General features: G+C 46.5%; 13 protein-coding genes. 12 read left to right on the top strand and 1 reads right to left on the bottom strand.

All coding sequences use genetic code 11. The features are described from left to right. The first annotated feature begins 93 nt into the window (after positions 1–93). The 9 genes from VN379_RS22515 (at position 94) to VN379_RS22555 (ending at position 10,299) form a co-directional block, all read left to right on the top strand. The gene (locus VN379_RS22515) at positions 94–525 is read left to right on the top strand and encodes an EamA family transporter (protein WP_325538066.1); all 432 of its coding nucleotides are present in this window, start codon (positions 94–96) and stop codon (positions 523–525) included. A 294-nt stretch (positions 526–819) separates the two neighbouring features. Next, positions 820–1,824, top strand: coding sequence for a glycosyltransferase family 2 protein (locus VN379_RS22520; RefSeq protein ID WP_325538068.1), 1,005 nt, complete (start codon positions 820–822; stop codon positions 1,822–1,824). Positions 1,825–1,862: 38 nt separating this feature from the next. Continuing rightward, entirely contained in the window at positions 1,863–2,789 is a 927-nt protein-coding gene (locus VN379_RS22525) for an NAD-dependent epimerase/dehydratase family protein (RefSeq protein WP_325538070.1), read from the top strand. Between the two features lie 40 nt (positions 2,790–2,829). Next, positions 2,830–4,383 (top strand): glycosyltransferase family 39 protein, encoded by a 1,554-nt coding sequence (locus VN379_RS22530; RefSeq protein ID WP_325538072.1) that lies wholly within the window; start codon positions 2,830–2,832, stop codon positions 4,381–4,383. 22 nt (positions 4,384–4,405) lie between these two features. Continuing rightward, positions 4,406–6,028, top strand: a complete 1,623-nt coding sequence (locus tag VN379_RS22535) for a glycosyltransferase family 39 protein (protein ID WP_325538074.1) — start codon at positions 4,406–4,408, stop codon at positions 6,026–6,028. A 39-nt stretch (positions 6,029–6,067) separates the two neighbouring features. After that, complete coding sequence (locus tag VN379_RS22540; RefSeq protein ID WP_325538076.1) at positions 6,068–6,760, top strand: response regulator transcription factor; 693 nt, start codon at positions 6,068–6,070, stop codon at positions 6,758–6,760. Further along, positions 6,741–8,036: an ATP-binding protein gene (locus VN379_RS22545; protein WP_325538078.1), complete on the top strand. Its 1,296-nt coding sequence runs from the start codon at positions 6,741–6,743 to the stop codon at positions 8,034–8,036. Before VN379_RS22540 ends, VN379_RS22545 begins: the two co-directional genes overlap by 20 nt. 414 nt (positions 8,037–8,450) lie before the next feature. After that, positions 8,451–9,056 carry a DedA family protein gene (locus tag VN379_RS22550; protein ID WP_325538080.1) on the top strand — a complete coding sequence of 202 codons (606 nt, stop codon included), beginning with the start codon at positions 8,451–8,453 and terminating at the stop codon, positions 9,054–9,056. Between the two features lie 58 nt (positions 9,057–9,114). Further along, on the top strand, positions 9,115–10,299 hold the full coding sequence (locus tag VN379_RS22555; RefSeq protein ID WP_325538082.1) for a phosphatase PAP2 family protein: 1,185 nt from the start codon (positions 9,115–9,117) through the stop codon (positions 10,297–10,299). A gap of 9 nt (positions 10,300–10,308) precedes the next feature. On the opposite strand, the gene VN379_RS22560 is transcribed toward VN379_RS22555, so the two are convergent. Then, positions 10,309–10,995 (bottom strand): DUF881 domain-containing protein, encoded by a 687-nt coding sequence (locus VN379_RS22560; RefSeq protein ID WP_325538084.1) that lies wholly within the window; start codon positions 10,993–10,995, stop codon positions 10,309–10,311. Between the two features lie 315 nt (positions 10,996–11,310). Here VN379_RS22560 and VN379_RS22565 point away from each other — a divergent pair, with 315 nt between their 5' ends. The 3 genes from VN379_RS22565 to VN379_RS22575 all read left to right on the top strand — a co-directional run bounded on the left by VN379_RS22565 (position 11,311) and on the right by VN379_RS22575 (position 14,121). After that, positions 11,311–12,006 carry a response regulator transcription factor gene (locus VN379_RS22565; RefSeq protein ID WP_325538086.1) on the top strand — a complete coding sequence of 232 codons (696 nt, stop codon included), beginning with the start codon at positions 11,311–11,313 and terminating at the stop codon, positions 12,004–12,006. Continuing rightward, positions 11,999–13,150 carry a sensor histidine kinase gene (locus tag VN379_RS22570; RefSeq protein WP_325538088.1) on the top strand — a complete coding sequence of 384 codons (1,152 nt, stop codon included), beginning with the start codon at positions 11,999–12,001 and terminating at the stop codon, positions 13,148–13,150. Before VN379_RS22565 ends, VN379_RS22570 begins: the two co-directional genes overlap by 8 nt. Before the next feature lie 74 nt (positions 13,151–13,224). Then, the gene (locus tag VN379_RS22575; protein ID WP_325538090.1) at positions 13,225–14,121 is read left to right on the top strand and encodes a hypothetical protein; all 897 of its coding nucleotides are present in this window, start codon (positions 13,225–13,227) and stop codon (positions 14,119–14,121) included. The last annotated feature ends 40 nt before the right edge of the window (positions 14,122–14,161 follow it).

Genomic DNA, 14,161 nt, shown 5'->3' on the forward strand with positions numbered 1-14,161 from the left:
TTCTCTTTGCCAAGCGATATGGCGAAAGTGTTTATCGTTCCCTCACTATTCTAGGCCTGGTATGTTAGGCAAATAATATTAGGGTGTGATCTTGTGGAGCAATTATGGTTGATTTTTGCATTACTATCGGCAGTGACAGCTGCACTGGTGGCCGTGTTTGGCAAGCTTGGTCTTCAATCAATAGACGCTAACACCGCAACTGCAATAAGATCGGTAATTATGGCGGTCTTTTTGATCCTTGTTGTGGCTGGACAGGGGAATCTTAAACAAATTCCGGTTATTCTTGCTGATAAAAGAGCCATTACCTTTATCGCCCTGAGTGGAGTTGCCGGTGCTTTATCCTGGCTATTTTATTTTCTGGCCTTAAAGTTTGGTAAAGTATCTCAGGTGGCGCCGATAGATAAGTTGAGTGTAGTCATTGCTTCCGTGCTTGCGGTTACGCTGTTGGGAGAGAAGATCAGTGCATTGAGCGGAATCGGCATAGCTCTCATTGCTGTGGGGGCCATATTTGTGGCACTGGGATAACGGGATGAATAAGGCTCATCCATCTTTGATCGAAGATGGATGAGCCTTTAATTTATGAGCTAAGTAATGAATGCTTCGCGTGTGTGAAATTAGCTGCGGTCCTGCCTTTCATATTATTTTCAGAATGACTTGCTATACTCATTTTGAAAAGCATCGCAGACGACAGTGCTTTTCAGGCCGAGAGAATTTATGGGTTACCAATGGCAAGCGGAATGTAAGCCCTAAGAAGCAAAGAATCTTTGCTTTCCGTTGCGTTTATAGAATTGATATTAAATAGATAAGGCGGAGATATAAATGAAGCTAATCTCAATAGTTGTACCCGTTTTTAATGAGCAGGAGAATCTGACTGTGTTTTATCAAGAAGTATGTAAATATATGGATCCCCTGGGCTATTCCTATGAATTGATTTTTATCGATGATGGTTCCACCGATGACACCGCTGGTATGCTCGAGCGGCTGACACAACAGGATACGAGGGTTAAAGCAGTTCTTCTGGCCCGTAACTTTGGGCACCAGGTGGCATTAACCTGCGGTCTTGATTATGCCAAGGGTGACGCGGTGATCACCATGGATGGCGATATGCAGCATCCACCGGAGATGTTGCCGCTGCTAGTAAGGAAATGGGAAGAGGGTTTCGAAGTTGTGCAAACCATTCGAGTCGATACAGCCGGTGTCTCTTGGTTAAAGAGGTTTACATCAAGCATGTTCTACCGATTAATCAATGCAATGTCCGATGTTCATATCGTGGAAGGCGGGTCAGACTTCCGGCTGCTTGATAAAAAAGTTGTTCAAACTTTTCACCATTTTAAAGAAAAGGCCCGATTTATCCGCGGGATCATCGGCGATATGGGTTACCGACAGGCCCAGGTAGAGTTTGTAGCACCCGCGCGATTTGCCGGTAAATCCAAGTTTTCGCCCAGGAAGATGCTTTCTTTTGCCCTTGATGGTATTACGGCATATTCAAAGGTACCCTTGCGTTTTGCCTTTTATCTTGGCTTGCTCTTTGGGCTGATGAGTTTTGCTTTGACCCTGAATGTGGTGTACACGAAATTATTTACCGTTGATGCCGTTCCGGGGTGGGCCACGATAGCGGCCAGTGTTTTGTTGCTCGGCGGAGTCCAATTGGCAGGTCTGGGTATCATCGGTGAATATGTCGGTCGTGTTTTTGAGGAGGTTAAACAGCGGCCGCTATACTGGGTTAGCGCTGAACTGGAAAGTGGCGCTGAAACCGTTTCTGAGAAGGGCGGCAAGCATGGCAATTTAGTGATAGCAAAAACGCAATGGAAGGTACTTCCCTAAAATAAAATGAGGTCACAAGCGCTGAGAGGAGAAGGAAGATGAAAGTTCTGGTAACAGGGGGAGCCGGCTTTATCGGCTCACACATTGTAGATATTTTAGTTCAAGCTGACCTGCAGGTGTATATCCTGGATAATCTGAGCACCGGATCATTTACCAATATTAATCCAGGGGCTGTTTTCCTAAAAAAGGATATTCGGGATGAGGACCTTAAAGGATTGCTGGCAAGAGAGCGGTTTGATTATGTTGTTCATCAAGCTGCCCAAACAACGGTGGCTAATTCCCTGGCTAATCCGTATTACGATTGTGATGTTAATATTCGCGGTTTGGTTAATTTGCTTGAAGCATGCAGGCTGTCGGCAGTAAAGCGGATTGTTTTCGCGTCAAGCGCGGCAGTTTACGGCGACACAGATTCACTGCCGATTGATGAGGACTGCGAGAGACATCCTGCCTCTTTCTATGGCGAGAGCAAATTAACAGGGGAACATTATCTGGAATTGTATTATAAAAATTTTGGCCTGGAGTATGTTGCCTTGCGCTATGCGAACGTTTACGGAGAACGCCAGGCCGACAGCGGCGAGGGTGGTGTTATTAGCATATTTTTGAATAAGCTGCTCGCCGGCCATGGTTTAACAGTTTACGGAGATGGAAGTCAGACCCGTGATTATATCTATGTTAAGGATGTGGCGGCAGCGAACTATCAGGCTTTATTTGCCAGAGCGGCAAACCGGAGCTATAACATCAGCACTGCGACGGAGACGAGTGTTAATGAACTGATGGGGCTATTGTCCCAGCTCACTAAGCAACAGCCGGCTGTTGTAAATGGCGCGCCGCGCGACAATGATATAAGGCGTTCGGTATTAGCCAATCAGGCAGCCGTTAATAGCCTCAATTGGCAGCCGACATACACTTTGCAAGCAGGACTATGTCTGATGCTGCGTGATCTGAAACCTGGAATATCAGTGTAACAGAAAATTGAGCAAGGCAGACTGGAAAGGGATTCATACGATGACAAATAAAAAAAATTGGCTCTATGTAGCAGTAATTTTGGTTGTAGCCAATATACTCATGTTTTCTTATTTAGGATCTCAGCCTTTATTGGATCCGGATGAACCGGTGTATGCTGAAACGGCAAGAGAAATGCTGCAGGTTCATGATTTTATTTCTCCCCGGATTTATGGCGATTTCTGGTTTGATAAGCCACCGATGTATTATTGGCTGGTGGCAGGGGCATTTAAAATCTTTGGCATTGGTGAGTTCGCCGCCCGTTTTCCTTCCGCTTTTTTTGCAGTAGGCGGAGCCATTTTAGTCTATTTATCGGGCCGGAAACTTTTCACTGAGCGTGCCGGATTGCTTGCTGCTCTGGTATTGGTCACTAGTCTGGAATATTTCTATCTGGGCAACGCAGCTGTTACCGATATGACACTGACTTTTTTCCTGACGGCGGCACTGCTGTCATTTCTTCACCAGAAATATTATCTGCTATACGGATTTGCCGCTCTCGCCGTAGTGACCAAAGGTCCGGTTGCTATTTTCTTTTGTGGTGTAATTATTGGCTTGTTCCTGGTTGTGACAGGTAAGTTAAAAACGCTGAAGCGGATGAAGGTTATTAGCGGGGGAGCACTCTTTGCAGTTATTGCCCTGCCTTGGTATGTGGCGATGTATTCTCTCCATGGAATGGCTTTTATTGACACATTCTTAGGCTTTCACAATGTCACCCGTTTTTTGCAGCCTGAGCACGTCTCAGGAGCAATCTGGTATTACTATATTCCTGTGTTATTCCTAGGCTTCTTCCCGTGGACTGCTTTCTTAGCCCAGGCCTTTTTTGCGGGGCTCAAAGAAAAAGGAGAACATCGCCATACTTGTGTTTTCCTGCTTATATGGGCATCAGTTGTATTTTTGTTTTTTTCTATATCACAGACAAAACTAGTCTCTTATATCCTGCCGATGTATCCCCCGTTAGCGATACTAGTCGGTTATTATTTCGATAAAGCGTGGACAGAAAAGCGTCATCAGGCTTTAAAATGGTCTGCCATAAGTTTCGGAGTAGTAGTCTCATTTCTGATCGCAGGCTTGTTTTATGCCGGGACGGTGGTCACTGCAGAACTGATGTTTTCTGTCAAGGTGATGACAGTGAGTTTAGCATTGCTGACTGCTTTTGTTCTGTTTCAGAGCTTTCGTCATAACTTTCGTGCCGTGTTTACCACCCATGTCCTGGGGATGATCATATTTTTAGTTTTTTTAATGACGCAAATACTTCCCCTTGTTGCGCCAGCTGTTTCTGTAAAGCAGTTTGTCAATGAATTTAGACAACATTATGACGGACAAGCCCCGGTCTATGTTGAAAAATTTTACCGGCCAGGCTTCATGTATTACAGCGGTATGGCAGGCACCGAACTGAAATCGGAGAAACTGCAGGCGGCAGTGTTCGACGAAAACAGTAAGGCTTATTTTATTATACAAAAGAAGAAATATGAAAAATTGTCTCCGGAACTTCAGAATAAGTTGCGGGTATTAGCCGCTCAAGAGGATAAAATTCTGTTTGTTCGCGAGATTGAGTAGCTATTTTTAGGGGAGGACTATTATGACTGTGAAAAAATCTGCCGTGGGCATATTCCTGATTTCATTTTTCTTCTATTTGTTCTTTAACCATACCCTGCCCATCACCGATCCTGTGGAATCAAACTATGTGCTTACAGCGAAAGAAATGGTGTTGGCATCAGACTGGCTGTCACCAAGGATATATGGTAATGTCTGGTTCGATAAGCCGGTATTTTTCTACTGGCTTACGGCCATAGCCTTCCAACTCTTCGGCTTCTCCGAATGGGCGGCACGTCTGGCGCCGGCTTTGTTTGCCGCCGCGGGCCTGACGCTGCTGTACTGGTTTGCAGCCAAAATCACCAAGCCGGCGGTTGCCATTTTAGCGGTGTTAATTATGGGAACGTCCTTTGAGTATATCGTGCTGGCAAAACTGGTCATCACCGATATGGTGTTTTTCTTCTTTAACGGTGCTGCCCTGGGATTTTTTTACCTGGGATATGTAAAAATGGATGGTACTAAGCGCTGGTATCTTGTTGCGTATGTCAGTATGGCTCTGGCTGTATTGACCAAAGGACCGATTGGCGCTCTATTACCTGGTCTGGTTATGCTGCTTTTTATTGCGGTGCAGCGCAACTGGGCGGAACTAAAAGAAATGTCCATACCGGCCGGTGTTTTCCTCTTTGCAGTTGTGGCGCTGCCCTGGTATGTTGCGATGTATGCCGCGCATGGCGCTGAGTTTATCAATAACTTTTTCGGCGTGCACAATTATCTTCGCGCAACAGTTTCGGAACATCCGCAGGATAATGTGAGCTATTACTATATTGCCGTATTTCTGCTTAGTATGCTGCCTTGGTCTGCGTTAGCGATAAAAGCCTTAATCCAAGGCTGTAAGGATTGGCGATCCCAATCTTCGCCGCTGCTGTTGTTTCTCTTTATCTGGGTAGTGGCTTATTTTGGTTTTTATTCACTGATGGCCACCAAGTACCTGACCTATACGTTTCCCATACTTTTTCCGGTAGCAATACTAACTGCTGTACACCTTGATAGAATGCTCGCACAAGGTAAAGCAACGGCAATTGTCTATTGGGCAGGGGTTCCGTTGATGTTGCTGCTGGTTGGGTATATGGCCGTAGCTTATCGTTATCTGGCGGGCTTTGGACTTATCGTGACTGTAGTTAGTCTGGTTCTGCTCCTGTTATTAAGCTGGTGGAAATCAAGAGGCCAGACTGCAACCTCTGTTTTCAAGTTGCTATGTTTATGCCAGCTGGGGTCCTATATCGTACTTTCCCTGTTTGTGTTTCCAGCCATGGCTGAAAGCCGGTCAGGAAAAGGGCTTGCAGAAAGTATCGCTGGCTTTGGGGTGGAACGAATAGGCCTGTATCAGTTTTACAGCACCTCTGAGGTATTTTATAGTGACAATGTCGCGGTGAAGCTTGAACCCTCAGGTATGTTGCCTTTACGTCAGTCCGGAACACTGGACTGGTCAAGTAAATATACTATGCCGATCCAGGGGCTGACCGATTTTATGACGCAGTCCCAGCCCCAAAATAGCCTGATTGTGGTGCAGGACAAGCAAAAAGGACTATTTTTGGCAGAAGCAGCTAATTTTAACCCGCAGCTGGTAAAGAGCAGTAAAGGATTGAATTATTATTATTTTAACAACTGATATGTGGTGCCGTTAGTGCTGGAAAAGGAGGTTGTATGTATGCGGATATTACTTGCCGAAGATGATGCCAAGCTGGGGAAATTAATCAAACATATGCTGGAAAAAGCAGCTATACAGGTTGATTGGGTGTTAAGCGGGGATCTGGCGCTGGAGTATGCGCTTCACGACCCCTATGATGTTGTTATCCTGGACTGGATGATGCCGGGTCAGACCGGTATCATCGTCTGTGACCAGTTGCGCAAACGCGGTTATCAGGGAGCCATTTTGATGCTGACAGCAAAAGACGCCCTCGACGACCGCGTGTTGGGTTTGGATACGGGAGCCGATGATTACTTTGTCAAACCCTTCGAGTTCGCGGAATTGCTGGCCAGGATACGGGCCTTATCAAGGCGCTGCAGGGTGAGCTTAGCGGAAGATATCTTACAGGTCGGTAGTGTAAGCTTCAACTGTTTAACGCATTGTGTACGGCGGGGTGATACGGAAATACAGCTTACCAGTCGTGAATTTCGGCTGCTTGATCTGCTTGTTAGAAACCAGGCGCACGTAATACCCAGGGAGGTTATTTTGGACCGGGTATGGGGGTTGGAAACAGATGTATCTTCGAACAATCTGGATGCCTATGTACGGTTGCTGCGGAAAAAACTCAGCCTGTTTGATGATGTAGTAGAAATACAAACCGTCCGGGGTATTGGATATAAACTGGAGGTTCAAGATGTTTACCAAAATCCGTAACGGTTTGACTCTGCGCTATTCTATAGTCATGATGCTGCTGATGATGGCTTTTATTGTCGTAAGCTCCACTGGGCTGCTTTGGATACTGTACCGGGAGGAACAGCAGGACCTGCGATCCTTTACCGAAGAAGAGGCAAGAGAACAAGCCGCCATGTACAAGGAAAAAGCTGCTTTTTTTCAGTTTGCATCAAAGGAAGCAGAGAACGTAGATACCGAAGGAAAGATTTTTTATTATGTTTTCGGCACAAACGGTCAGCAGGCTGCTGCTGCGGAACCTGCACGTGAAATTCGCATAGGTGTGCTAACCATTATTCGTAACTGGGATGCTCAGGATGGGGAAGCTGAGCTGAAAAAATTTCGTCTTCCTAACGGGGACAGAGCTGTCGTCATGTTGTGCAGTATGAAAATATATGACGGCCCCCAGGAGTTAGGCACAGTTTTTGTGGGTGAGGATATAAGCTCTTATTATCATATGCTGAAAATGTTGCTGATCATGATGGTCGTGATTTCTATTTTGTTTCTGGTTATCGCCGCTTTTGCCGGGCATTTATTGGCTGGGCGGGCGATTATTCCGATTCAACAGGCCTTTTCCAGACAACGTGAGTTTGTCGCTGACGCTTCCCATGAACTGCGAACGCCGCTCAGCATTCTCCTGACTTCGGTAGATGCGGTGCAGACCGATGATGACCAAAAGCTGTCGCCGTTCTCAACCCAGGTACTTGATGATATGAAAAATGAAATCCGCAGGATGACAAAAATTGTAACCGATTTATTAACCCTTGCGCGAGCCGATGCCGGAGCAACCAATATTATCAGAGAAAAATTTGATTTGGCTATTGTTGCTGAACAGGTCCTTCGCTCACTACAGCCACAGGCTGTGGTGAAAGGGATCACATTGGAAATGGCCGGTGATGCAACTATTCCCATTTTGGCCGACCGCGAGAGGATAAACCAATTACTCTTGATTCTGGTTGATAATGCGATCAAATATACTCCTGCCGGCGGTAGGGTAGGTGTTTTACTCACAACTGCAGCGGCTCCGAAACCTTGTGTTATGATTACCGTACACGATACCGGCGTAGGCATCCCGGAAACCCAGCGGAAGCTTATCTTTGAACGCTTTTACAGAGTAGATAAGGCCAGGTCGCGCGAAGAAGGAGGTACCGGACTTGGACTGTCTATCGCCAAATGGATTGTGGATGTCCATGGCGGAAAAATAAAAGTGGAAAGCGCCCCAGGGGGAGGTAGTTCTTTTGTCGTTACTTTACCTGTGTAATTATCCCTGAGGCTAATAGCGGCGGCTGCTGGCAGCAGGATAATTTGGTTTGGGTTAAGAAAATAAGGATAGAGGAAAAAAACCAGGTTATGTTACAGTGGCCTGGTTTTCTCAATACGGTTTGCTGCTATATATCCGCAGTAAAGAAGTTTGCAGGCGCAGGCGGGTGGTGCATTGACAACGCTCCACCGCTGGCGCTTGACTTCCGCTTTTGCCAACACACCACCCGCCTGCAAAACTTTAACGCGTTGTATATAGATGGCGTCTAGTTAATAGGATTGTGGTTTAATGGTGACTTTATAAGTAGGAGTGGAACAAAACAAGTCTATTTGATTTGAACAGAACAGGGAGCGTTTAGATAAGGCCAGTAGCCTGGCTGCTATGTTTTCTATTGTTTGAGAGGAGGAATACCGCATGGAACAGTTTTTTCATGTGATTGTAGCTTATATTGATTTGTGGGGTTATATGGCGATAGTTATCGGTATGGCCCTCGAAAGCGCCTGCATGCCGGTACCGAGTGAAATTATTTTTGGTTTTGTTGGTTACCTTGTATACCTAGGCCGAATGGATTTTACAACTGCTGTAATTGCCGGTGTTGTCGGCGGTCTAATCGGTTCAGTAATTGCTTACCTGGTAGGTTATTACGGCGGCCAGCCTTTTGTCGCCAAATACGGCAAGTATATATTGTTGTCCAGGCGTCATGTGGAGATGGCCCAGAAATGGTTTGACCACTATGGCATAAAGGCTGTTTTTTACAGTCGCCTGCTGCCGGTAGTGCGTACGTTTATTTCACTGCCTGCCGGCTTTGCCAAAGTGGATTTTGCCAAGTTTGTTATTTATACCGTTTTAGGCTCTGTTCCCTGGACGATTGGCCTTATTTACGCTGGCATGTTGTTGGGGGAGAACTGGCAGCTAATCAATGTTGTGGGGCATAAGGCCAGCCTCGTGGTAGCCGCCGGTTTGGTACTGGCAGGTATCTATTATCTTAAACGAAGTCGTACCAAACCCAGCCCGGAATGATGCCTGGAGGCGGTGCCGGGTTTGAGAGTCCGCTTAAAACAATCCGGGGGGAATCATATTGAAAACGATATTGAAACACAGTCAGATAAAAAAAGGGCGGGAGTTATTTTGCCGATACACTATTTGGTTCGCGCTTGTAATCAGCTTGGTGCTATTTGTCGAGGGAAGCGCTTTTGCAGCGTTCGACTTAGAGGCAGACTACCCAGATATCTTTGCCCGTGAGGATATCCGCATCGAATCCGGTCAGACGGTGGGCAGGCTTTTGGTGGCCGGTGGAACCGCCACCGTGAGCGGAGTGGTAGAAAAAGGCGTGGTAGTGGTTGACGGAAACCTGATTATAAAAGCTGGTGCTCACATTACAGACGAGATTGTAGTCTTAGGCGGCTATGTGAAACTTGAGGACGGGGCCAAGCTGGAGCAGCAGGTTCTGGAATTGGCTCCAGGAAAAACTCCTGTTGCCGGTTTTGTGATACTTGGTCTTTTACTAGTAGGAATAGCCAGCCTGGCAGCGCTCCCCGTCGTGGTGTGGCTGACTGCCCGGATAGTAAGAAATACCCGGCCCTATCTATGGGTGAAGGCGCGATTTATACTGCTGCAGCAGCGTTGGCCGGCGCTGTATATCGTATTAACTCTAGTTATAAGCGGTCTAATGCTGGTGCTTTTTGCAAACATGGCCTGGGAAACATTATTTAGTCATGAAGCAGACGTTTTTGACAATGCGTTTATCTGGCTGGTGCGGTATTTTTCCAGTCCGGGGCTTGATCAGGCGATGATTATGATATCTGAACTCGGTTATGGCTATCCTTTCTGGGGAATAATCCTTACAGTGCTAGTTACACTGGCTTTTTACCAGCGGCGGCTGGAGGCCGCCGGGATGCTTGTTTGTCTGGGCGGTGCGGCGTCTTTAAACTTGTTACTCAAGCATTTATTTGAACGCAGCCGGCCCGAATTATTCCGGGTAGTGGAAGCGGCAGGGTTTAGTTTCCCCAGCGGCCATGCTATGGTGTCGTTGTGTGTTTATGGCATGCTGGCTTTCCTGATCGCACGCTACAGCCAACGCTGGCGCTGGCGGCTGGCTGTTTGTACATTGGCAGTGGCGTTGGTTGCCGCCATCGGTGTTAGCCGTGTCTACCTGGGTGTTCACTATCCGACTGACGTAGCTGCCGGCTATACCGCCGGTGCCACTTGGCTGGCATTTTGCATTTCGCTTCTTATGTGGTGGGAGCGTGAGCGGGAAGGGTGAAAATAACCATCACTTCTGAGCTTCTTGCATGGGCTTGGCATACTGAAACTGAAAGCCGCCGGTGTAAGCCGGTAGTTGTATATCAGGTCTCTGGGAAACAGTAATTTTAATTCCCCAGAAGGATAAAGTCTCGATAACCCCGCCACGCATCTTTAGCGAATTTTCCAGTGTTGCCGGATTGCCAATGGCTCTTATCTCAAAAGGGGCAGCAAAGGGGGCGTTATTAACTGACATAGACTGTCCATTTTGTCTAATCCCGGAACCGGTAATAAGGCGCTGATTATTGATGGCAATGGCTTCAGCACCTCCCGCCCGCAGCTCGTTTAAAATTTTTATCACGTCCTCTGCCCTAATTAAATATAGGTCAGAGCTTTTATTAGCTACAGGTTGCTTGCGGTCTTCCTCTATAGTAACAATTATGCCGGGACCTGTCAGGGGGGTTGTACCTGCGCCCATAGCGATGCGCTGAACCTCTTTATAAGACGCAATGCTGCCAGAGGACTGTAATTCCCGTATTTGAGCCTGCAGACTTGCTACTTCCTTTTCCGACAAGCTCAAGCGGAGGGTTAAATCTTCTGCCCGTTGATTCTGAAGCGAATAGCGAAAGTCCTGATTGTTTTTAAATTGCACTGCCAGTATGATACCTAAAACGACACATACCAAACTAATGGCGGCCTGGCCCTTTTTTAGTAACATAAAACCACCTCAAATACTATACTGGTGTCTGTGATAGTGCGAGTATATCAACATACTCGCACTAAGTGTATAGGCATATAGTAACAGAAAATAAATGAACAGTAAATCAAATAAGTCTGCTCAATTAATAAACTCAGTTAGAACCGATATAATAATGGTATATATTGGGATGAGAGGGGCCGCGATTCTTCTTCAATGCGCGGCTGCGGCTTCGTTTGTGTCTGTGTTATAATATTGCTAAGGATTCCCTAAGCTTGTTTACAAGGATATTAAACCTATGTGAAGAAATATGTAATGACCATTGGAGGAAAGAATATGTCACAACGGTCAGTCTTAATTGTTGATGATGATAGTAAACTGGTTGAACTGCTGCAACTATACTTTCAAAAAGATGGGTTTGTTGTATTTACAGCTAATGACGGTATTACCGCTTTGAATATCGCGCGTGAGAAAGAGCCTGACATCCTGGTGCTTGACTTAATGCTGCCCGGGATGGATGGCTGGGACATTTGCCGGACACTGCGACGGGATAGCGAGGTACCTATTTTAATGCTGACGGCCAGGGATGAAGAAAGCGACAGATTAGTTGGCCTGGAGATTGGTGCCGATGATTATGTGACAAAGCCTTTTAGCCCCAAAGAAGTCGTGGCTCGCGTTAAAGCTATCTTGCGCCGGACCAAGCGGACAACCGTCAAAACCGAATCGGTTCGGATGGGGGATGTAGTCATCGACCTGGAGCAGTATCAGGTAACAAAAGGTGGGCAACCTGTTGAACTCACGCCCACCGAGTTCAAGATGCTGGAACTGTTGGCAGCTAATCCGGGCAGGGTATTCAGCCGACTACAGATTGTTGAACAGGCCCAAGGATACTCTTTTGATGGATATGAGCGTACTATTGATGCGCATATTAAAAATTTACGACGGAAAATTGAGGACAACCCCAGAGAGCCGGTATACATCCAAACTGTTTACGGGGTAGGCTATCGCATGGCAGGCATCCCCAATGAATAGCATTATTTACCGTATTACCGGGCTGATGTTCCTGGCGGTTGCCATGACTGTATTTCTGCTGGTATATTTGGCTAATACACAAATGACCGGCTTATTTCAGGAGTATGTCACTGTCCAGCAGATGGAAATGCACCGCAGTATGATGACTCACATGAGCGCAGCCAGTGAGGGTCAGGCTGTCATGATGGGGAATTTAGAACAGAACTTTTTAACATCGGTACATCAGTCACTCGTTTGGGTTGGCGTAGCCCTATTAGGGGTGGGATTGGCGGCGAGCTATGCCCTGGCCCGCAGTATTACCATACCGCTGCGCAAGGTAAGTGCAGCAGCGGTGGAGATCGAGCGGGGCAATTTTGCCCAAAAAGTACCTGTGACCTCAACCGATGAAGTGGGCACTCTTGCCATGATCTTCAACAGCATGGCGGAAACTTTGGATAATAACAGTAAGTTAAGGCAACAGTTTCTGGCAAACATAGCCCATGAATTACGCACACCGCTCGCTGTTATCCAAGGCCACCTGGAGGGCATGATTGATGGCATCATTGAGCCTAACCAAAAACAGCTGACTTCTTTACACGAAGAGGCTGTTCGTTTATCACGGCTGATTAAAGACCTGAAGGATTTGTCACTTGCTGAAGTCCGGCAACTGTCACTGGAGGTCAGAGCGACTGCTGTAAATCAGACTGTTGAGCAGGCCTTGTATATGCTAAAACCGCTTGCTGATGAAAAAGAAATTACCATTGAGCAGAATCTGATGCCAGCTCTACCAATAATTACGGCTGACGCAGATCGAATTTGCCAGATTTTCTACAATCTCATTACTAATGCCATTCGCTATACCGCGTCTGGAGGAAAGGTAACTGTAGCTACCGGGCTGACCAGGTTAGAGGGGCAGGAATGGGTAAAGGTTACTGTTGCCGATAATGGGCAAGGCATTAATAGTATGGATTTACCGCACTTATTTGATCATTTCTACCGGGGAGATAAGTCCCGGGATCGAAAAAGTGGGGGGACAGGCCTGGGGTTGGCTATTGTTAAACAGCTCACAGAGATTCATGGGGGTAAAGTACAGGTTGAGAGCATCGTAGGCAAAGGGAGCGTTTTCTATGTTTTGTTGCCTGCCCAAACCCCTGAAAAGCGATAAGTTAACCTGTTACCTTTTGATTGATGATTCGTTTATAAAGATAAACGGTATTAATAGAAGGAGACTTTGTTGTTATGTACAAAAAACATTATCTCTCAGCTGCTTTAGTGTTGAGTCTATTGATTGCCCCGGTAGGCGCCTTTGCGGATCAGGATAAGACAGGTTATGTGGCAAAACCGGTTTACAACCAGAATGGGGAGCTTGTTGGTTCCACTCGCAGTGGTGTCACTGTAACTACTATTGATTGGCAACTGCCTGACAACTACCATATCCTGGATATGCAGAAGAGTGATGTTACCGGCGATGGAATACACGATCGTGTCTATCTAATCGGGCATCAGCCCTCAGATACGTCAAACTATACAGATTCGATTAAACTGATTATCGAGAATGGCGCTAATCAAATCCGGACAGAAATGGTCCTGGAAGAGATGGGCGGCTATGAAGCCAGCTTATTCCTGGGGGACTTTACCGGTGATCATATCGCCGATGCCTTAGTTACTGCCGCATCTGGTGGCAGTGGCGGCTGGTATGATAATAAAGTCGTCACATTTGTCAACGAGGCATCTATTATTTTTAGTCAAAAAGATAATAGTAAAATTTCTGTATCTGGTCAGTTCACCAATGGCTACAAAGTAGAACTCTATAACGAGGCTGCAGCCAGTCCGGCTGTAACGATGGATGTCAGTGAGCGTAAAGCTGATTATATTCGTCTAGGCCTTTATGATAAAAGCGGAACACTTAAAAAACAGACTAAGGTCATGTTTACCCCGTTTGGTCAGTTGGAACCTGTTGATATCAATAACGATGGTATCTATGAATTAAAGGGGCTACAGCGTATCTCCGGTGCATATAATGCGGATGGCCTTGCCACTGTGGAAACAGTGCTAGCCTACACTGGTGGTAACTGGCAGCCCCGGTCGGTCAATCTCCATATAAACCTTCACTTGGCCAAGATTGGATCTGAGTGAAAAGGGCTGACGTGCTACCAACACGTCAGCCCTTTTCTTC

The organism is Sporomusa sp., from assembly GCF_035561255.1.
Classification (GTDB): domain Bacteria; phylum Bacillota; class Negativicutes; order Sporomusales; family Sporomusaceae; genus Sporomusa.